Annotated in this window: 21 protein-coding genes, 2 rRNA genes, 1 riboswitch and 1 other annotated feature; of the genes, 2 read left to right on the forward strand and 21 right to left on the reverse strand. The window is 28.4% G+C overall.

All coding sequences use genetic code 11. The features are described 5' to 3' along the window. Positions 1 to 45: 45 nt before the first annotated feature. The 6 genes from C7U54_RS10240 to C7U54_RS10265 form a co-directional block, all read right to left on the reverse strand. Positions 46 to 912 (reverse strand): shikimate dehydrogenase, encoded by an 867-nt coding sequence (locus C7U54_RS10240; protein WP_107030241.1) that lies wholly within the window; start codon positions 910 to 912, stop codon positions 46 to 48. A 41-nt stretch (positions 913 to 953) separates the two neighbouring features. Further along, positions 954 to 1187: a binding site (T-box leader), on the reverse strand. Between the two features lie 98 nt (positions 1188 to 1285). Beyond that, on the reverse strand, positions 1286 to 3019 hold the full coding sequence (locus tag C7U54_RS10245) for a carbohydrate-binding domain-containing protein (RefSeq protein WP_107030242.1): 1734 nt from the start codon (positions 3017 to 3019) through the stop codon (positions 1286 to 1288). 142 nt (positions 3020 to 3161) lie between these two features. Further along, positions 3162 to 3566 (reverse strand): GNAT family N-acetyltransferase, encoded by a 405-nt coding sequence (locus C7U54_RS10250; RefSeq protein ID WP_107030243.1) that lies wholly within the window; start codon positions 3564 to 3566, stop codon positions 3162 to 3164. A 9-nt stretch (positions 3567 to 3575) separates the two neighbouring features. After that, positions 3576 to 4499, reverse strand: coding sequence for an AEC family transporter (locus C7U54_RS10255; protein ID WP_022002318.1), 924 nt, complete (start codon positions 4497 to 4499; stop codon positions 3576 to 3578). 169 nt (positions 4500 to 4668) lie between these two features. Then, the gene (locus C7U54_RS10260; RefSeq protein ID WP_107030244.1) at positions 4669 to 5346 is read right to left on the reverse strand and encodes a Pr6Pr family membrane protein; all 678 of its coding nucleotides are present in this window, start codon (positions 5344 to 5346) and stop codon (positions 4669 to 4671) included. Positions 5347 to 5397: 51 nt separating this feature from the next. Further along, the gene (locus C7U54_RS10265) at positions 5398 to 6894 is read right to left on the reverse strand and encodes a Na+/H+ antiporter NhaC family protein (RefSeq protein ID WP_022002320.1); all 1497 of its coding nucleotides are present in this window, start codon (positions 6892 to 6894) and stop codon (positions 5398 to 5400) included. 48 nt (positions 6895 to 6942) lie between these two features. Beyond that, positions 6943 to 7111: riboswitch (Lysine riboswitch) on the reverse strand. Between the two features lie 105 nt (positions 7112 to 7216). Between C7U54_RS10265 and C7U54_RS10270 the strand changes: the two genes are divergently transcribed. Continuing rightward, the gene (locus tag C7U54_RS10270) at positions 7217 to 8233 is read left to right on the forward strand and encodes a M42 family metallopeptidase (RefSeq protein WP_107030245.1); all 1017 of its coding nucleotides are present in this window, start codon (positions 7217 to 7219) and stop codon (positions 8231 to 8233) included. A gap of 24 nt (positions 8234 to 8257) precedes the next feature. Here C7U54_RS10270 and C7U54_RS10275 read toward each other — a convergent pair whose 3' ends face one another. From C7U54_RS10275 to C7U54_RS10335, 13 genes are all read right to left on the reverse strand, one after another. Next, positions 8258 to 8881 carry a pentapeptide repeat-containing protein gene (locus tag C7U54_RS10275; protein ID WP_022002322.1) on the reverse strand — a complete coding sequence of 208 codons (624 nt, stop codon included), beginning with the start codon at positions 8879 to 8881 and terminating at the stop codon, positions 8258 to 8260. Continuing rightward, positions 8878 to 9381: a GNAT family N-acetyltransferase gene (locus C7U54_RS10280; protein ID WP_107030246.1), complete on the reverse strand. Its 504-nt coding sequence runs from the start codon at positions 9379 to 9381 to the stop codon at positions 8878 to 8880. The genes C7U54_RS10275 and C7U54_RS10280 overlap by 4 nt, the downstream gene beginning before the upstream one ends. A 28-nt stretch (positions 9382 to 9409) precedes the next feature. Next, positions 9410 to 10225, reverse strand: a complete 816-nt coding sequence (locus tag C7U54_RS10285) for a Cof-type HAD-IIB family hydrolase (protein WP_022002324.1) — start codon at positions 10223 to 10225, stop codon at positions 9410 to 9412. 130 nt (positions 10226 to 10355) lie between these two features. Next, positions 10356 to 10847, reverse strand: a complete 492-nt coding sequence (locus C7U54_RS10290; protein ID WP_022002325.1) for an HD domain-containing protein — start codon at positions 10845 to 10847, stop codon at positions 10356 to 10358. After that, on the reverse strand, positions 10840 to 11238 hold the full coding sequence (locus C7U54_RS10295) for a C-GCAxxG-C-C family protein (RefSeq protein ID WP_022002326.1): 399 nt from the start codon (positions 11236 to 11238) through the stop codon (positions 10840 to 10842). The genes C7U54_RS10290 and C7U54_RS10295 overlap by 8 nt, the downstream gene beginning before the upstream one ends. 44 nt (positions 11239 to 11282) lie before the next feature. Next, positions 11283 to 11891 carry a helix-turn-helix domain-containing protein gene (locus C7U54_RS10300; RefSeq protein WP_022002327.1) on the reverse strand — a complete coding sequence of 203 codons (609 nt, stop codon included), beginning with the start codon at positions 11889 to 11891 and terminating at the stop codon, positions 11283 to 11285. A gap of 78 nt (positions 11892 to 11969) precedes the next feature. After that, a complete protein-coding gene (locus C7U54_RS10305; protein ID WP_022002328.1) occupies positions 11970 to 13328 on the reverse strand; it encodes an MATE family efflux transporter in 1359 nt (452 codons plus the stop codon). Positions 13329 to 13512: 184 nt separating this feature from the next. Continuing rightward, complete coding sequence (locus tag C7U54_RS10310) at positions 13513 to 13761, reverse strand: helix-turn-helix transcriptional regulator (protein WP_022002329.1); 249 nt, start codon at positions 13759 to 13761, stop codon at positions 13513 to 13515. A 99-nt stretch (positions 13762 to 13860) separates the two neighbouring features. Then, a complete protein-coding gene (locus tag C7U54_RS10315) occupies positions 13861 to 15063 on the reverse strand; it encodes a class I SAM-dependent rRNA methyltransferase (protein WP_107030247.1) in 1203 nt (400 codons plus the stop codon). Positions 15064 to 15077: 14 nt separating this feature from the next. Beyond that, on the reverse strand, positions 15078 to 15695 hold the full coding sequence (locus C7U54_RS10320; RefSeq protein ID WP_162297511.1) for a LiaF transmembrane domain-containing protein: 618 nt from the start codon (positions 15693 to 15695) through the stop codon (positions 15078 to 15080). Positions 15696 to 15770: 75 nt separating this feature from the next. Then, a complete protein-coding gene (locus tag C7U54_RS10325; RefSeq protein WP_022002332.1) occupies positions 15771 to 16043 on the reverse strand; it encodes a DUF2624 family protein in 273 nt (90 codons plus the stop codon). Between the two features lie 63 nt (positions 16044 to 16106). Continuing rightward, entirely contained in the window at positions 16107 to 16514 is a 408-nt protein-coding gene (locus C7U54_RS10330) for a YolD-like family protein (protein WP_107030249.1), read from the reverse strand. After that, positions 16514 to 17995, reverse strand: coding sequence for a Y-family DNA polymerase (locus C7U54_RS10335; protein ID WP_230311164.1), 1482 nt, complete (start codon positions 17993 to 17995; stop codon positions 16514 to 16516). The genes C7U54_RS10330 and C7U54_RS10335 overlap by 1 nt, the downstream gene beginning before the upstream one ends. Positions 17996 to 18174: 179 nt before the next feature. Here C7U54_RS10335 and C7U54_RS10340 point away from each other — a divergent pair, with 179 nt between their 5' ends. Continuing rightward, positions 18175 to 18852, forward strand: coding sequence for a YjjG family noncanonical pyrimidine nucleotidase (locus C7U54_RS10340; protein WP_107030251.1), 678 nt, complete (start codon positions 18175 to 18177; stop codon positions 18850 to 18852). Positions 18853 to 18909: 57 nt separating this feature from the next. On the opposite strand, the gene rrf is transcribed toward C7U54_RS10340, so the two are convergent. Together rrf and C7U54_RS10350 are read right to left on the reverse strand one after the other, a co-directional pair. Continuing rightward, positions 18910 to 19017, reverse strand: a 5S ribosomal RNA gene (gene rrf, locus C7U54_RS10345). 74 nt (positions 19018 to 19091) lie between these two features. Further along, a 23S ribosomal RNA gene (locus C7U54_RS10350) occupies positions 19092 to 19188 on the reverse strand; the annotation flags it as partial.

Raw genomic sequence — 19188 nt, forward strand, 5'->3', positions numbered from 1 at the left:
TATTCTATTTGTCAAATAAAAAAATGCTATGCACTGCATAACATTTTAAAAGTCTAAAGCTTCTTTTACAACATCAATTGGCATATCTTGATCTGTCCATAATTTAAATGAAGCAGCTCCTTGATAAAGCATCATTCCTAGACCATTAATTGTTTTACATCCTATTTTTTCAGCTTCTTCTAATAATTTTGTTTTTTCTGGCATATAAATAACATCTGAAACAATTAAATCTTTTCTTAAATAAGAAGTATCTGGTAAAACCATTTTCCCTTCTAATTTACCCATACCTACATTTGTTGCATTTGTAAAAATAACTGACTCATTGATTTCTTTTCTTAATGTTTCATGATCATTTAAATCAAATAATTGTGCTTTACATTGAGTTTGTGAATTGATTTTTTCTACATTTTCTAAAGCACGTTCCCATGAAGCATCTTTAATGTTAAAAATACTAATTTCTTTAACACCATCTAATGCAGCTTGCATGACGATTGCAGTAGCTGCTCCACCTGCACCAACAATTGTCATCTTTTTACCAATAATATCAATTCCTTGATCTTTTAAAGCTGTCATATAACCTGTTCCATCTGTAATAGTTCCAGTTAAAACACCATGATCATTAATAACAGTATTAATAGCGCCACACATTTTAGCAATTGGTGTAATATGATCTAAATATTGTCCAATTGTTGTTTTATAAGGCATAGATACATTCCATCCTCTTACATTTAAAGCTTTGAAACCTTTAACCGCATCTTCTAATTGATCTGGTTGAATATCAAAAGCTAAATAAGCATAATCTAATCCTAAAGCACGACAAGCAGCATTGTGCATCACTGGTGATTTAGAATGTCTAATTGGTGTTGCTACTAAACCTAATAATTCTGTATGTCCTGTAATTCTTTTTTCCATTTTTATTTCCCCCATATATTAATAAAAAAGTCTCTTCATCCCATAAGGACGAAAGAGACCATCGCGTTACCACCTTACTTCGTTATTATTTCACAATAATAACCTTACTAAGTACCTACATACTCATACACGTTAACGGGTGTTCCCGGAGATATCTACTTACTTCAATACTCTACTCCAAGAGGAATTCAATCATCAAACATAACTTTTTTTCACCAACCAAAAGCTCTCTACTTATGTTTTGATCATCTACTACTTCTTTTCACTGTATTTATTTGTATTAAACCACTTCATCATTTATTTGTCAAAGATTTTTTATATCTATTAATATACCTAATAAAAGATATCGCCTACTATGACGATATCTTCTTAATTAAGCTGTTTTCTTTTTATTTAAATAAATTAAAACTATCAAACTTCCTACCAATAATAAAGTAATACCTATAATATTTGTATTATCACCTGTATTTACCTTTTTAACTTCTTGTTTATTTTCAGCTTTTACATTTTCTTGATTATTTGATATGGTATCTTTCTTTTCATTATTATCTTTTGTTTGTTCTTTAATGATTAAAGTTGTTGTTGCATAACCATCTTTAAATGTTACTTTTACATGATGTGTTCCTACAGCAAGTGTATTTAAATACATATCATCAAAAGTAATAATTGTAGAACCTTTTGTTACTTTATAATGTACTTTATCAACTTCTTGATCATCTACTTCTACTTTTACATTTTCTGTATATTCATGATCTATTCTTATTGAAATATCTTTTCCACTTTCTTTAACAAAAGTTTCTCCTTCACCTTCAATAACTTTATAAGAAATATTTTTCTTTACAAGTCCTTCAATAGCTTTATTAATTGCATCTGCATAACCATCTACTGTTGTTTGTTCCGTAATATTCTTTCCTTCTTCTACTAAAGCAAGAGCATCTTTTAATGTCTTTACTGTTTCATCTGTATAGATATTTAAATCATTTGGTACTTTAGCTTTTGCTTCATTGACTTTTGTATAGTCAGCAGGTTTATATTTTAAACCTACAATAGCATTTTCAATTGATGTTGCATAACCATTAACAGCAATTTGTTCAGTAACATCCTTATCTTCTACAACAGCTGCTAAAGCATCTTGTAATGCTTTTACCGATTCATCCGTATAAACGCTTAAATCAGCTGGTACTTTTGATTTTGCTTCATTAACTTTTGTATAATCAGCTTTTTCAATTGTTACTGTTCCTTGCGTGTTACTTTTAGAATTCACATATAATTGGTTGCCTTCTTTTAAAATAATGTTTCCTTTTTTTATTGTTAAATTTCCATTTGCCAACGCTATACCTATTGAACTGTCTTTAAAATCTATTGTACCTGTTGTTTCAATGTAAACGTCTTTTTTGTATGTATTATTTCCTGAACACATTCCATATAATTTGGCTGATACATCAATATTCCCTCCAGTTATCTTTATTCCTGTCGTTGGATTTGGATGTCCTGTTCCTGTAGCAAATATACCTACTCTGTTTGAAATAATATCTACTGTCCCACTAGATATTTCGATACTTCCACATGCATAGAGTCCATCTGTCCAACCATCGTCACTTACCTGTGAGGTATCAACTTTGACATATCCACCGTCAACTTTTATAGTTTGCATAGTAATTATGCTGCCTCCAATAGCATTAACTGTTCCACTTTCAAATAAAAGATCATTAGCATCTATTGTTGGTAATTCTTTCTTAGAGTTTAATTCTAATAATCCATTGCCACCAAATATAATAAATCCCGGACCATCCTTTTTGCCATAAATGACTGTTTTGCTAGATATAAGCTTGTTATTTCCATTTGATACAATATGTATATCTCTATCAGATGGTAAAACAATGCTCATGTTATCACCCGTATTAAAATTCACATTTGTTAATGTTAATGTATTTGTAGTTGAATTCCAACTCCATCCTTCTTCTTTATTTTCCTCATCTTGAATAAATTTGCTTACGTCTAATGTTGTTGTTCTTTCTATCGTACTTGTCGCAAATACTTTTGTTGGACAAAAGCATATAGCTACGATCATCAACAACATTGATAAAAATATTTTTTTGATTTTCATTTGAATTTTTCCTTTCTTTTTCTTAATTGAGACTTATTGTACCATATTAAATCATTAAATAATGAGACTATGTGTCTCCTTTGTCTAAATTGTAGCGTAAGCTCTTTCAATTGTCAATTATTGACATAATAAAAAGATGTTTTCACATCTCTTTTTTCATCCAAGTATGTGGACAAAATTCATCATAATCTATTTCACCATAAGCTTTAAAGCCTAATTTTTCATAAAAAGGTTTAGCTTGTAATTGCGCATGTAAACAAACATTTCCTTGAATTAAAGAACAAGCAGTTTTAACAATATATTGTCCTACCTTTTTACCTCTATATTCTTTAATCACTGCTATTCTTCCAATAACATTTGCTTGTAAAGGATCATCATAATAATAGCGACACGTTCCAATTGCTTTTTGATGATCAAAAACAACAAGATGTTTACATACTTCATCTAAATCATCAAATTCATCTTTAAATCCTTGTTCTTCCATAAAAACTTTAATTCTATTTTTTTTTGCTTCTTGAGGCAATTGATCATAAATTTTATAATTCATATTTTTCTCCTATAATAACATTGTTGCGACAACAATTGGAATTGTAATCACTGATAATAAAGTTGAAACAACAATATTTCTTGTAACGATTTTTACATTTGCATTATATTGTGTTGCCAGCATTAAAACCATTGATCCTACTGGCATCGCATTTGTAATAATTGTAATATTAGCATAATAAGCATCAATGTGTAATAAACGACACATGATCATTGTTACAAAAGGAACAATCATTAAACGAACAAAAGCAAAGACATAACTACGCCAATCTGTAAAACTATCTTTAATAGGATAAACAGCTAATGATGAACCAATCATCATCATTGAAAGTGGAGCTGTAAGTGAACCAACACTATTAATCGTATCCATAAGTACACTAGGAAGTTGAATATCGAATAAGTAAATAAATATTCCTACAAAAATCAAAATAATTCCTGGTGTTAATAATTGTTTAAAATTTAATTTAAATTCACTATCGTCTCCTTTTGTTAGACACATAATAGCGTATGTATACACAAAAAAGTTAAAAGCCATATGAATAAGTGATGCATAGAAAACAGCTTCTTGTCCAAAAACATCTAATAAAACAGGATATCCCATAAATCCTGTATTCGCAAAAACGACCATACATTCATAAACAGGCCAATCTTTTTTAGGAAATGGAAAGATTCGATTAATGATTTTCCCTAAAATAATAAAACCGATATACATTAAAATACCTGCACCTATCATTAAAAAGACAATACTTTTATTACTTCCTTCAACCCCCGCAATAGAACTAATAATCAACATTGGTGAAGCAACATTGACAATTAAAGCTGATATTTTTTTATTTGTATATTCATCAAAAATATGACATTTAAATAAAACAAATCCTAAAATAAGTAATAAAAACAATTTTAACATTGTTTGAAAGACAACCATGATATCCATAAATTTCCCCCTCTATAAATCCTTACTATCTTATCACAATTCAATTTTTTCTTTTGTTTTTTTCAAAAAACTAAAATAATATCATTTTTGCCTGTGTATCATAACAAAAAAATTGTAATAAAAGGGGTAATCCCAAATTATTACAATCTTTTAATTATTCTAACAAAGATTAATATAAATCTTTCTTTGTTCTCTTTAATTTTAAAAATAAAGTACCTAAACCAATAAAAATAATTAATAAAACAACAATCATATAGAAAGTTCCAATACCTAATGTTTTTGAACCTAATAAAGATAAATCAAATCCAAACCATCCTGTTGGTGCACCATAATTTAAAAAATTATAAGGAGCCAACATATCCTTGTACCATCTTATATGAAAAACATTTCCTAAAACAATCACATAACCTACATAAACAAGTGGTGGTACTACTGAATAATAAACATGTTTTTCATCTGGTCTATAGTGTTCACTAAATAATAGAAAATCAATAATAGCAAGAACTGGTGTAATAAAATGTACACATAAACTTCCTGCTCCATTATTTAAATAGGCACCAATAAATCCTTGACTATTCGTTGGTGCAAGTAACAACATATAAACAAAGAACGTTAATGTAATGGAAATCGTTGCCATAAATTTAATAAGGTACATCCCTTGTGGTATATATTTTACTTTTTTTAGATCATAAATAATGAAGATCACTAACATAATATCTATAAAGATATTGGATAAATTCGTAAAATACGTAAAAAACATCCAATGATCTAATGATTGTAACATTCCATAAAGAGATGCGACTACTGCAATGATTTTCATTATTAAAGATATCTTACTCTTTTTCATTTTTATCACCCGCAACACTATACCACAATATATTTTGATGTTCAAATGTTTTTATGAACTCTTTTTTTGATAAAGACGAATTACAAAAATAATGATGCTTAATGAAACAAAAGCAACAAATAGTGTTAATAATACATTTTGTGTAAATCCAGCAACAAGATATCCTATAAAACAAGCACTTGCGACAACTAAGGCATATGGAATTTGAGTGGTTACATGATAAAGATGATTACACTTTGCCCCTGTAGAAGCCATAATTGTCGTATCTGAAATAGGTGAAATATGATCACCACAAACGGCACCTGCAAGAATGGAAGCAATGGAAATCACCAACATTGTTGATCCTTCTGGAAATAAAGAAGTTGCCATCGGAATCAAAATACCAAAAGTTCCCCAAGATGTCCCTGTTGAAAAAGAAAGACCTGCCCCAACAATAAATAAACATGCTGGTAAAATAGCTGTTGAAATAGAAGCAGATTGTAACGTATTATAAACAAATGCTCCTGCTTGTAACTGATTAGAAACTAAATCTCCTAAAGACCATGCAAGAACCAAAATCAAAATAGACGGAACCATTGCTTTAAAACCTTCAGGAATACATTCTACAAATTCATTATAAGAAATAATTTTTCTTGGAATATATAAAATAAAGACAAAGATCAAAGTAACAAATGTACCATAAACAAGCCCTCTTGAAGCATCACATTGACTAAAAGCAGTAATTAAATCTTTTCCATCAAAGAATCCCCCAGTATAAATCATCCCAATAATACAACTCATAATTAAAACAATAACAGGTAAAATCAAATCTAGAACTTTCCCCTTTTGATTATAAGAAATTTCTTCATTTGTCTGATAAGAATCATCCCCAAAACAAACATCGCCATTTTGAGCAGCTAATTCATGTTTTTTCATCTTTCCAAAATGAAACTCACTGCCAATAACATAACAAACCATGACAATTGTTAAAAGAGCATAAAGATTAAAAGGAATTGTATTTAAAAATAATTGAAAACCATCCCCTGAGGTATAACCACTTACAGCTGCAGCCCATGATGAAATAGGTGCAATAATACAAACAGGTGCTGCCGTACTATCAATAATATAGGCAAGCATTGCTCTTGAAACTTTAAATTCATCTGTAATTTCACGCATAACACTTCCAACTGTTAAACAGTTAAAGTAATCATCAACAAAGATAACAACGCCTAAAATAAAAGTAGAAAACAAAGATTGTTTAGAAGATTTCATCTTCTTTTTAGCCCATTTTCCATAAGCTTGACTTCCTCCACTTTTAGTCATTAAAGTTACAATAATTCCTAACATTACTAAAAATATTAAAATTCCAATATTAGAAGGTTTACTTAAACAATTAACAACTGTATCAAACAATAAATTTAAACTTTCAACAAGATGAAAATTTGTCAGTAATAAAGTTCCTGAAACAACTCCAATGAGTAATGAAATATAAACTTCTTTTGTTTTTAAAGCAAAAATAATTGCGATTACAGGCGGTAATAAAGCCCATATTGTCTTTACATAATTCATTCTTTTCCTCCATAAAAAAAGTACCTTGAGAATATCAAAGTACTTTACATACAAGATAGCTCTCCACTAAAAAGTGACAAGAAATTATATATTTTATAATTTCCCAGATAAATAACATTTGGTGCTGTTATTTTCTTCGGCACGTTTCCCTTTCATTGTTGACTGTCACCAAACATTATCAACAATTACTCTTGATTCATGCACCTCTACCAATTCTTCTATTTTGTCTTTTCAAGAATAACAAAGTCCAACATACTTGTCAATTAAAATGTATAAAAATAGATACAATTTAATATGTTATAATACCTATGGAGGAATTGATATGAATAAATATATATTAGATTTTTTAAAGGATATTATGGCAATAGATAGCCCTTCTGGCTATAGTAAGAAAGTAATTCACTATTGTCAAAAAGAAGCTGAAAAGTTAGGTTTTCAAACAAAGAAAACGCATAAAGGAAATCTTGAAATTTATGTTGAAGGTCAAGATGATTATACGATTGGTTTTTGTGGACATGTTGATACTTTAGGATTAATGGTAAGAAGTATTAAAAGTGATGGTACATTAGCTTTTACAAATGTTGGTGGTCCAATTATTCCTACATTGGATGGTGAATATTGTCGTATTCATACAAGAGATGGTCAATGTTATACAGGAACAATTCTTTCTAATTATCCTGCTGTTCATGTTTATAAAGATGCTAAAAGTGCACCAAGAGATTGTGAAAATATGCATGTAAGAATTGATGAAGTAGTTAAAAATAAAGAAGATGTACAAGCTTTAGGTATTCAAAATGGTGATTATATTGCTTATGATCCTAAAACTGAAATTACAGAATCTGGTTTTATTAAATCACGTTTTTTAGATGATAAAATATCTGTCGCTATTTTATTTGGAATGCTTAAGCATTTAGCTAATAATCATATTAAACCCAAACATAATCTCATTATTATTATTTCTACTTATGAAGAAGTAGGACACGGAAGTAGTTATATTCATCCTAATATTGATGAATTGATTGCTGTAGATATGGGGTGTATTGGTGAAGATTTAGCTTGTAGTGAATATGATGTCAGTATTTGTGCTAAAGATGGTAGTGGCCCTTATGATTATGATTTAACTTCTAAACTCATTGAACTTGCAAGTACACATCAGTTACAATACGCTATTGATATTTATCCTTATTACAGCAGTGATGTTTCAGCCGCTTTACGTGGTGGTCAAAATATTAAAGGCGCTTTAATTGGCCCAGGTGTAGCAGCTAGTCATGGTATGGAAAGAACACATCTTCAAGCTGTAGAAAATACTTTAAAATTATTACTTGCTTATATAGCATAAAAATGTTGCCAAATGACAACATTTTTATTTTACTTTAACACCAAGGATCCCTATTAAATCTACAGCTTGAAAATCATTAATAATCAATCCTTTTAAACTTGCTAGATCAAACATTGCCCCTTGTATTTGACATGTAGATAAATCTAATCCTTTATGATGTAATGAAGCAAGTTCACTTTGTATTAAATTTGTTTCATTAAATTGTATTTTTTTAAAGTTTGCATCATAAAATGATGCTTCTTGTAAATCACAATGATCAAACATAACATTTAACAATTGACTTGATGATAAATTACTATAACGTCCCTGACAATGATCAAATAAAACATCTTTTAAATTTGTTTCAATAAAAGAAGTTCCTGTTAATTTACAGTTTTTAAATTGTACACGATTTAAATATTGATGATCAAAATTTTGATTTGATAGATCACATTTATCAAAAGTAACATCTATTAAATCAAGATGCTTTAATGAAACTTTAGTAAAATCAATATTTTCAAAGAGACAACCATCAAAAGTTAAATCTTGAATTATTGTTCTTTGTTGAATATTTTGATCAATATGAACATCTTGAAATTTCATTTTTTTTAAACATTCTTCAAAACTTGTTTTTTCTATATAGGATAGTTTAGGTGCAACTAACTTCATTTTTTCTCCTTCTTTAAGGAATCCCAAAAATTCCAAAATTCTTTTTTTTGAACAATTCCATTTTTACTTAAAATAACATAATCTTCTCCTTGCCAAGTATAAAAGACATCTGTTTCTTTAAAATCATTTTTTAAATAAAATTGTTTTCTTTTTATTCTTTGTTCTTTATTAGAAGTATCTTTAATTTTTTCAATATCTACAATAATCTTTTTAGAATCATATTGTTTTGCTAGATCATTAAGAATATAGCTTCCTATACCTTGATCACGATATTCTTTTTTTACAGCAAGATATAAAATATGCGCTATTTGACTTTGAATACATAAAATAGCAAAACCTACAAGTTGATTTTCTTGATAATAACCATAAATAGCGCCTAAATGTAATTCATCAAATAATCGAGTTAAATCCATTTGTTCATTTTTTGGAAATGCTTGTTGATAAAGGGTATACATTTCTTCTATTTCTGTGCTATGAAAAGCGATTTGTTTTTTTATCATTTTAAAAAACTCTTAATTTCTTAAGAGTTTAAATAAGTCCTTTTTCTTCTAATTGTTTTAAACAATAAGCAATTCCATTATCATTGTTAGATAAAGTAATGTAGTTTGCTCTTTCTTTTACTTCATCTACAGCATTTTCCATAGCAACACCATATCCACAATATTCAATTAATGATAAATCATTATAACCATCACCAAAAGCAACTGTTTCTTCTTGTTTAATTCCTAATTTCTTACATAAAACATCTAAAGAAGCAGCTTTATCAATTCCATTTGCCATACATTCAATAAAATAAGGATCACTTCTATAAATAGACATTTTACCTTCATAAGGTTTTTTAAAGTCATCTAGAATTTGAGCAACATATGCTGGTTCTCCAGTAATTAATACTTTATTGACATCAAAGTTCACTTCTTTTTTAAAATCTTGAACATGTTTAATATTCATTTTTGTTGTAAAGCTTTCTAATTGAATCCAATGATCTCCTATATCTTCTGTAATGATTTCAGTTGCATTGTATGTAAGCGGAGATAAACCAAAGGCTTTTGCTCGATCATACATTTCATGTGCTATTTCACTTGATAATGTTTGTTCATAGACAACTTCATTTGTTTTATAATCTAATACTCTTGCTCCATTGAAAGATAATAAATATCCTCCTACTTGATCTAAAGTTAATTCTTTTGCTTCTTTAAAGATACCAGCTGTTGGTCTTCCAGAAGCTAAAACAATAATAACACCTTTTTGTGCTAATTTAATAAGTTCTTGTTTTGTTTCTTCTAAAATATTTTTATTTTTATCTGTTAATGTTCCATCTAAATCTAATGCTATTAATTTATACATTTTTCTACCTACCTTTGCGACTATTATAACAAAGCCTTTATAAAAAACAAAATTATTTCTTAAAAAGAAAAAACAATGTTTTCACATTGCTTTTTCACGCCCCTGCCAAGGACTTTCATTATAACATATTTTATAATTCAAAAATATGATTTAATAGTTCTATTCCTGTTTTTGTTTTAAAAACATTCTTTTTCATTTTTTCGATAGCTTCTTTAGTTAAATTCGATTCATCACCATTTACTAAAAAGTCAGCTTCTAATAAAATTTGATAATCTAAACCATCTACATCTTTATACGTATGATGATGTCCTACTAAATAAGCCACACGTTCAATAAAAGCTTTATCTAAAGAATAATTTTTTAAGAAATCTTTTACTAAAGCTGGTCCTTCTTGTTCTTGTAAATATCCTGCAGAATTTCCATATTTTTCACGACACATTGGACAAGCTATATCATGAACAATAGCAGCTACTTCGAGTATTTCTTGTTCTCTTTTTTCTAAATGCTCTAATTTTCCAATAAGACGTGCATATTGATGCACTTTTAAAAAATGAGCAACATCATGTTTGATTTTATTTCCTTGAGTATATAAAATCATGCCTTGTTCAATTTCTTCAATCATTTTCTTTCTCCATTTGATCAATAAGTTCGATTACTTCTTGAATCATCCCATCACAATGAGGTTTCTTTTGTCCACCATTTTTAGCATTTTCTTTAAGTAAATCTGCACAATTAATAAGTCCATGATGATTATTAGAAATTGTTTTTATAAATTGGTTCACTTTTGCTGGTGAATCAATTCCTTTTGCTCCTAAAATCATTAAACCACTGGTAATAGCACCACAGACGCTCCCACATTTCATACCACCGCCAAAGTTACATCCCAAATGATTAGCAAGTTCTTTATTGATTCCTAAATCATCGGCATAAACTTCCATAATTGTTTGTGCACAATTATGAACCATGGGTGTAGCATTTCTTAATTCTTTTGCTTTTTCTACATGTTTATTCATCTTTCAAATTCCTTTTCTTTTTATATCTTTATTATAACGAATTTTTATTTTGAATAAATCTTTTTTTGCCAACTTCTTTTTTGACAATGTGGACATTTCATATATCTTGTTCTTCCATAATGCATTGCAAAATAAACTTGTTGATAGCTTGGAATATATTTATGATGACATTTTTGACATTCATAATAGCCTTCTTCTGTTTCTATTTTTAAAGCAACTGATACACCAATAATCAAAAAGATAAAGCTTAAGATAAACAAGATGATTTTTAATACACTGTTTTCAACAAAATAAACAGACATAAAAATTAAAATCAAAAAGATACTCGTTGAACCAATGCCAATAACATTTTCATAAAAGAACATTTTCTTTGTTTGTTTTACTTCTTGACCTGCCATCATCAATAAATTATCTTCTGCCTTTTGTTGGTAATTTCTTTCTTCGATAAATTCTCCCGTTAACAGCTCATTGACTGAAATATCCAATATTCGACAGAGTTCTAACATATACATAGGATCTGGTAGACCCTTCCCTCTTTCCCATTTAGAAATTGTACGATCACTAATTCCTAAATAGCTTGCAAGCTTAGCTTGTGTAAGCTTTTTATCTTTTCTTCTTTGAGCAATAAAATTCCCTATTTTTTCTTGATTCATAACTTTCACCTCACTTGCATTTTATGTATATTCATACAAAATGTAAACAAACGCATCGTAGAGATAAGAAAAGCAGCCTTAATTTGCTGCTTGATGATGATAAACTTTTGGGCGTACATGAATGAAATAAACAAGTGCTAGTGCTAACACAGTAACAAACCAACTAATTGGATAAATGATTAATAAATGATCGTATGAGGCAATTGATGGATAAATTGTATATAAGTAAGCAAGTCTTACTCCACAAATTCCCGCAACACAAATACCTGCTGGAACACTAGAATAACCAACACCTCTCATTACACTTGAGAAAACTTCAATTGACATGTTAAGGAATTGGAATGGTAAAATGATTTTCAATCTTGTATAAGCTAAACTAGCTACTGAAACATCTGATGTAAAGAAACTAATAAAGAAATGATCAAAAATTACAAATATCATACAAGCAACCATTGTTGTTGCTCCCCCTAATAAGAAAGATTGAAGTGTAATCTTTTTACAACGGTCATATTTTTTAGCACTATAATTTTGTCCAATAAATGTAACCGCAGCTTGAGCAAATGAACTTAATATATAATAAGCAAAATATTCATAGTTTAAAGCTGCTGAACTGGCTGCAATGGCATCTGAACCTAAAGCATTTAATGATGATTGAATACAGACATTCGAAATAGAAAAGACCATGCCTTGTAAACCAGCAGGTACCCCAATTTTTGCAATTCTTTTTAAGATTCGATCATTGATTTTTAATTGTTTTAAATCAATTCTTAAAGCATCTGTTTCATGCATTAACCAATAAAGTAACATCATAGAACTAAAGATATTAGAAACAACAGTTCCAATAGCTACTCCTTCTACAGACATATGTAAAACAACAACAAAGAATAAATTTAAAATAACGTTAATGACTCCACCAATAAATAATGCAATAAGTGGTCTTTGAGTATCTCCTTTACTTCTTAAAACAGCTGCAGCAAAGTTATAGAGCATGACAAAAGGAACCCCAATAAAATAAATTTTTAAATATACTTCTGCAAGATTAATAATATCATCTGGTGTTGACATCAACTCTAAAATAGGTCTTGCGAAAAAGAATCCTACAAACAATAAAACAATTCCAATAATCACCGACATTAAAATTGAAGTATGTGCTGCAAGTGATGTTCTCTTTTCATCATTTTGTCCTATAAATGATGCAATAACAACATTAGCACCTATTGATAACCCTACAAATGAGTTAACAAGTAAATTAATGATTGGCCCATTTGCTCCAACGGCAGCTAATGCCCCACTTCCTGCAAAACTTCCGACAACAGCAACATCTGCTGCATTAAATAATTGTTGTAAAATACTACTTGCTGCTAATGGTAAAGCAAAAAGTATGAGCTTGTTCCAAATAGAACCATTTAACATATCAAATGTTTTCTTTTTCTTCATATTATCCCTCCTGTTTACTATTCTATTTCTTTTAATTCAAGATGTACAATAATAATTGTGTAATCTACTATAACTTAAATGTATAGTGATATTTTATCTTCTTTATTTTTATTATTCCAATACTTTTATTGTAGATAATATTATGCTTATAAAGCATATTTTAGCAAAGAAAAAAGAAATGAAATCATTTCTTTGTCATACGATATTGCTTTTCTAAAGTAAGCCAACGTGATGCTTCTACATGAAAAAAAGCTTCTAATTTTTTAGCAATTTCTTCATTAAGTTCACATTCCCCTAAAATAAGTTGTGTCACTTCATCTAGATTCATATCCATCTTTTGTGCAAAATCGTTATAAGAGATATTTAAAGTTGTAAGTATATCTCGAATATAATATCCCGGTGCATAAGCAACCGCATTTGTACTTTTGTCCATCTTTTTCACCCAATATGTATTATATTCTTTCTGTTATTTTGTTGCAATAAATTATTTCCAAGGAAATAATTTAGAAAAGAGTCAGAAAAAATCTAACTCTTAAATAATTTGGAAAATATAGAATTTTAAATAAGATGTTTCTTCCATTGTCCATAAAATAGGATGATCTGCATTTTGTTGAGTAACAGAAACTTGTTTTAAAACAACGCCTGCTTCACTTGCAGCTTCTCTTAACATTTTTTCAAAATTAGCTGTTTCCATAAAACGTGAACAACTACATGTAATAAGATATCCTCCATTTTTTAAAACTTTCATTGCTTGTTTATTGATTCTTTTATAACCATTATAAGCTTTTTGAACAGTTCTTCTTGATTTCGTAAATGCGGGTGGATCTAAAACAATTATATCAAATTCATTTTCTTTTAATTCATCTAAATAATCAAAGACATCTGCTTGTACAAAATCAATTTTTTCTTCTAAATGATTAAGTTTAGCATTTTGAAAGCCTTGATCTAATGCTGTTTTAGAAACATCAACAGAAACAACATGACTAGCATTTCCCATAGCAGCATTTAAGGCAAAACCACCTGTATGACTAAAACAGTCAACGACACGTTTTCCATGAGCAATTTTTCTAAGTAGATAACGATTTGATTTTTGATCTAAAAAATATCCTGTTTTTTGTCCATTTTCAACATCTACGTGTAATAATAAACCATTTTCATTAATAATTGTTTGTGTAGGTAAATCTTTATTTTTATAATAGCCTTTATATTGTTCTAAACCTTCTTTAGTTCTAATTTGGATATCATTTCTTTCATAAATACCTTTAACATCTTCTCCATCTGCTTTTAAGACATCTAAAACAATTTCATAAATCATATCTTTAATTTGTTCTAAACCATAAGAACTGATTTGACTTACTAAAATATCATTATAACGATCTATCACAAGTCCAGGTAATAAATCAGCTTCTCCAAAAATTAAACGACAATTAGATAAATTATCTCCTTCAACAGTTTTTCTAAAATCATAAGCTTGTTGAATTCTCTTTTTAAAAAATTCATGATCAATTATTTCTTTTCTATCTTTAGATAAAATACGTACCGTAATATGACTTTTTAAAGAAATAAAACCTGTTCCTAAATATCTTCCTTTATTTGTAACAATATCAACAAGTTCACCATTTTTTATTTGAGGATCACATTGTTCTAAATTATTTTTATACATCCACATTTGGCCTTTATCAAGCCAAGTAACACCTTCATCTGAAATAATAATCTCTGGATAATTTCTTTCCATTCTATTAACTCCTTTTATTTAATATTTATACCACCAAAAATACAACGTGCATTAAGATAAATAACTTTTGTATTTTCTATTTTATTTTCTCTTTTATGAAGATCGACACCACCTAAAAAATTAGATGATTGTATTTGAATATTTACATCATCTGGCAAATATAAATCAACCCCACCAAACAAAGTTGAAATCGTAATGTTTGTTTCCTCATTTAAATAAGCCTTTGATAAATCTAATATCAATCCATTAAAAGTAACATCATAATTTCCACCTGTATATAACTGATTATCATAAATATTTTGATGAGATTTCTTTTTATTAAAAGTATCTTTAAAAATCATTTTCAATCCTATTAATACAAAGATAACAGGAACCACTAATTTCCATGCAAATTGAAAATTTATTAATCCTTGACAATAAAGTAATAAATAGATACCTACAATCAAACCTATGATGTTTCCTGTTTTATCTTGATCTTTAAATAAACCAAAAAAACAAGGAACAATAATAAATAACGTCCACCATCCATCAAAGAATAAATCTATATTTGTAATATGAAAAGCATTTAGTCCGATAATAACTCCAATAATGATCAAAATAAAACCTATAACGGTATTTTCAATTTTTTTCATAAATTTCTCCTCAATTTTCATCATTATAGCATATAAATAGCATTTTGATTAAACAAAAATAGCACTTATGTGCTATTAATGAAGTAATTCGATTTCATGAATGAAATCATGTTTTAAGATATCTTTGAATTCATCTGATATTTCTTTAGAAGTTTCTTTTTTTAATTCAATAAGAAATATAATTTGATATTCTTCGATTAGGATTGATGAAGGATTATTCTTCATCAAATGTAAAGCAATCGATAAATTATCATCATTGATTTTACAATTATGTGATTTACAAATTGCCCCTAACTCCTTTCTTGTCATGGTTTGTAACTTATGATTTAATGCGTTCATATCCTTCATATTCACCCCTTCTTTCTTACAAATATTATATCTCTAATAAATAATAGATTCAACGAATATGACCTATTGTTCGATTTCATAAATGTCTTCCATTTTAATAATTTGACCATTTTGAAGAGTAATTGTTTTATAAATTGAATCTATCTTTTTTATTCTTTGAATGGTCGTCAAATAATCTCCACCTGATTTTTTTTGATCTTTTTTGAAGTAAGTAATTTTTATCTTTTCTTTAGTTTCTATAAAATAAAGTAATTTTTGATTTAAAATACTTTTTTTATTTTCATCAAGCTCCTTTTTATCTTCTGTTAGCCTTTGGGTTTCTTGAATAAGTTGTTTATGTCCTGTAAGAGCAGCAAAAGGAGCAAACTGTGCTGCACGATCTTTTTGAGACATATGTTTATACTTTTTAGATTTTTTATAAGGAAGATTTATGATATCACTATAATCATGAATATTTTTTATTGTGGCCATTACGCTTTATGTCCCCCTATAATTTCATTTCTTTCTCTTGTTGTTGCTCCTTCTTCTAAATTCATTCCTTTAAGAATTGCATTTTTACCATATTTTTGTTTGATTTTAAGAGTTGCTTTTTGTAAATTTTTTTCTTTTTCTAAAGCTTCTTTTTCATCTTTTTGATTTATATTTTGATGGTTTGTAAATAAATTCAATTGTCGATGATAAATCATATCTTTTACTTTATCTTCATATAAAACATTGGATGCTGAAATATTGATTCTTTTAACCATTAAATTCCTATTTACTATTTCATCAAATTTCTTTATTACTTCTTTAATTATCAATTTTGATGATGAAGTGTAACGCTCTAAATTGATTGTTCCACGTGCATGTTTAGGAATCTTTCGATTATAACGATCGATCATCATTTCTCCATGATATTCATTATCTTTATCATAACCAATCGTTAAAACAATTTGATTGGTTACTAATCCTTTTTCTACTAAATCAAGTGCTAACAGATCTAACATTTCTTTAACAATCAATTTTGTTTTTTCAAAATTATAAGGACAACTTAATACCTGACCTGTTCCAACACTATTTCTTTCGGGTTTATAATTTTTAATATCTTTCATTGTACATGATTCATAACCCCATGCATGGTCAATAAGTAACTCAGCATTAACACCAAATAAATCATAAAGAAGTTTTTCATTATAATATTCATTCTCTGTACCTTGTGAACATTTTGCGATATCTCCCATTGTATAAAGTCCTTCTTTTTCTAATTTTTTAGCATATCCTTTCCCTACTCGCCAAAAATCAGTGATTGGACGATGATTCCATAAATACTTTCGATATCTTTCTTCATTAAGTAAGGCAATACGTTGCCCATTATCATCTTTGTTTATATGCTTAGCAACTATATCCATTGCGACTTTACATAAATATAAATTCGTACCAATTCCTGCTGTCGCTATAAGACCAGTTGTTTCATAAATATCACTTAAAATTTGGGAAGCTAACTCTTTAGGTGTTTTTTGATAAATGTGAGTATAATGTGTTATATCCATAAAAACTTCATCAATTGAATAAACATGAATGTCTTCAGGAGAAACATATTTAAGATAAATTTTATATATTTCTTGGCTCCACTTCATATAATGGGACATTCTTGGAGTTGCTATTTCATAAGCTATTTTTAAATGTTTATTTTTTTGGAGTTTACTTTCTAAGCATGATTCACCATTAAAATAATGACTTTCTTTTAGCCTTTTATTATTTTCTCTGTTAATGGTTTGGATTACTTCAAATAATCTTGCTCTACCTGAAATACCATATTTCTTTAAAGAAGGAGAAACAGCTAGACAAATTGTTTTTTCTGTCCTGCTAGCATCAGCAACTACAAGATTTGTATCTAAAGGATCATAACCTTTTTCAATACATTCGACAGAAGCATAAAATGATTTAAGGTCTATCGCTAAAAAAATGCCCATTTTACATCTCCTTTCTTTCATAAAAATATAGTAAAATATCTTATCTAAATATATAACAAAAATTCAAAAAAAGTAATAAGTTATTTTATAAATAATATTTAACTGATTATTTATGGTGTATACACTTTTTTATTTATTTTTTTAAACTTTTCTATATAATAAAGACCTAGGAGGAATTTATGAAAGAATATAAAACACTTTTATTTGATATAGATGGTACTTTACTTGATTTTAAAAAAGCTGAAGACTATGCTATGCATAAAACATTTAGTGATCATCATTTAGAATTAACATCAGAAATATTTGAAATTTATGAAGAAATAAATTCAAAATTATGGAAAGATTTTGAATTAGGATTAATTGATAAAAAAACAGTAGTTTATACGCGCTTTGTTAAATTATTTAATGAACTTGGAATTGAAGAAGATGGTGTAGCCTTTGAAGATGAATATCAATGGAATTTAGCGCATGGTGCCTATTTGATTAAACATGCCATTGAAATATTAGAATATCTTTCTAAAAAATATGATCTTTATGTTGTGACAAATGGTGTGGCTAGTACGCAATATAATCGTTTAAAGTTATTAGATTTAAATAAATATTTTAAAGATATTTTTATCTCTGAAGAAATTGGGTATCAAAAACCTAAAATTGAGTTTTTTGATTACTGTTTTAGACATATTGAACACTTTGATAAAGATAAAGCACTTATTATCGGTGATTCTCTTACAAGTGATATGCAAGGCGGTATAAATGCACAAATTGATACATGTTGGTATAATCCACAACATGATAAAACATCCATAAAAATTGATTATATTATCCATGATTTAAAAGAATTAGAAAATATGTTATAAAAGTTCTCATACAGGAGAACTTTTTTTTGATGGATAAAAAACATAAAAAAAAGAAGGAACTGGCAACGAGCTATTTTCGCACAATGTACTATCTTCGCCGCGATGATGCTTAACTTCTGTGTTCGGAATGGGTACAGGTGTGTCCATCATGCTATCATTACCAGATTCTTCTTTTCAAGTGTCTTCAGGACACTCAAAACCAGACAGTAGTTTTTCTTCTTTCAAGCTCGCTTGCCTTTTCGGTCAAGCCCTCGACCTATTAGTATCAGTCCGCTTAACATGTCACCATGCTTACACTCCTGACCTATCTACCTTATCGTCTTTAAGGGGTCTTAC

The sequence above is a fragment of the Faecalibacillus intestinalis genome (assembly GCF_003024685.1).
Lineage (GTDB): Bacteria > Bacillota_I > Bacilli_A > Erysipelotrichales > Coprobacillaceae > Faecalibacillus > Faecalibacillus intestinalis.

Bases quoted from the DNA above. Each gene is read 5' to 3' on its own strand.
- C7U54_RS10250 (WP_107030243.1), bottom strand. From the start codon at position 3,566: ATGAATTATAAAATTTATGATCAATTGCCTCAAGAAGCAAAAAAAAAT.
- C7U54_RS10290 (WP_022002325.1), bottom strand. From the start codon at position 10,847: ATGATTGAAGAAATTGAACAAGGCATGATTTTATATACTCAAGGAAAT.
- C7U54_RS10330 (WP_107030249.1), bottom strand. From the start codon at position 16,514: ATGGCCACAATAAAAAATATTCATGATTATAGTGATATCATAAATCTT.
- C7U54_RS10315 (WP_107030247.1), bottom strand. From the start codon at position 15,063: ATGGAAAGAAATTATCCAGAGATTATTATTTCAGATGAAGGTGTTACT.
- C7U54_RS10275 (WP_022002322.1), bottom strand. From the start codon at position 8,881: ATGAAGTTAGTTGCACCTAAACTATCCTATATAGAAAAAACAAGTTTT.
- C7U54_RS10340 (WP_107030251.1), top strand. From the start codon at position 18,175: ATGAAAGAATATAAAACACTTTTATTTGATATAGATGGTACTTTACTT.
- C7U54_RS10310 (WP_022002329.1), bottom strand. From the start codon at position 13,761: ATGGACAAAAGTACAAATGCGGTTGCTTATGCACCGGGATATTATATT.
- C7U54_RS10300 (WP_022002327.1), bottom strand. From the start codon at position 11,891: ATGAATCAAGAAAAAATAGGGAATTTTATTGCTCAAAGAAGAAAAGAT.
- C7U54_RS10270 (WP_107030245.1), top strand. From the start codon at position 7,217: ATGAATAAATATATATTAGATTTTTTAAAGGATATTATGGCAATAGAT.
- C7U54_RS10240 (WP_107030241.1), bottom strand. From the start codon at position 912: ATGGAAAAAAGAATTACAGGACATACAGAATTATTAGGTTTAGTAGCA.
- C7U54_RS10335 (WP_230311164.1), bottom strand. From the start codon at position 17,995: ATGGGCATTTTTTTAGCGATAGACCTTAAATCATTTTATGCTTCTGTC.
- C7U54_RS10320 (WP_162297511.1), bottom strand. From the start codon at position 15,695: ATGAAAAAAATTGAAAATACCGTTATAGGTTTTATTTTGATCATTATT.
- C7U54_RS10325 (WP_022002332.1), bottom strand. From the start codon at position 16,043: ATGAAGGATATGAACGCATTAAATCATAAGTTACAAACCATGACAAGA.
- C7U54_RS10305 (WP_022002328.1), bottom strand. From the start codon at position 13,328: ATGAAGAAAAAGAAAACATTTGATATGTTAAATGGTTCTATTTGGAAC.
- C7U54_RS10245 (WP_107030242.1), bottom strand. From the start codon at position 3,019: ATGAAAATCAAAAAAATATTTTTATCAATGTTGTTGATGATCGTAGCT.
- C7U54_RS10285 (WP_022002324.1), bottom strand. From the start codon at position 10,225: ATGTATAAATTAATAGCATTAGATTTAGATGGAACATTAACAGATAAA.
- C7U54_RS10295 (WP_022002326.1), bottom strand. From the start codon at position 11,238: ATGAATAAACATGTAGAAAAAGCAAAAGAATTAAGAAATGCTACACCC.
- C7U54_RS10265 (WP_022002320.1), bottom strand. From the start codon at position 6,894: ATGAATTATGTAAAGACAATATGGGCTTTATTACCGCCTGTAATCGCA.
- C7U54_RS10260 (WP_107030244.1), bottom strand. From the start codon at position 5,346: ATGAAAAAGAGTAAGATATCTTTAATAATGAAAATCATTGCAGTAGTC.
- C7U54_RS10280 (WP_107030246.1), bottom strand. From the start codon at position 9,381: ATGATAAAAAAACAAATCGCTTTTCATAGCACAGAAATAGAAGAAATG.
- C7U54_RS10255 (WP_022002318.1), bottom strand. From the start codon at position 4,499: ATGGATATCATGGTTGTCTTTCAAACAATGTTAAAATTGTTTTTATTA.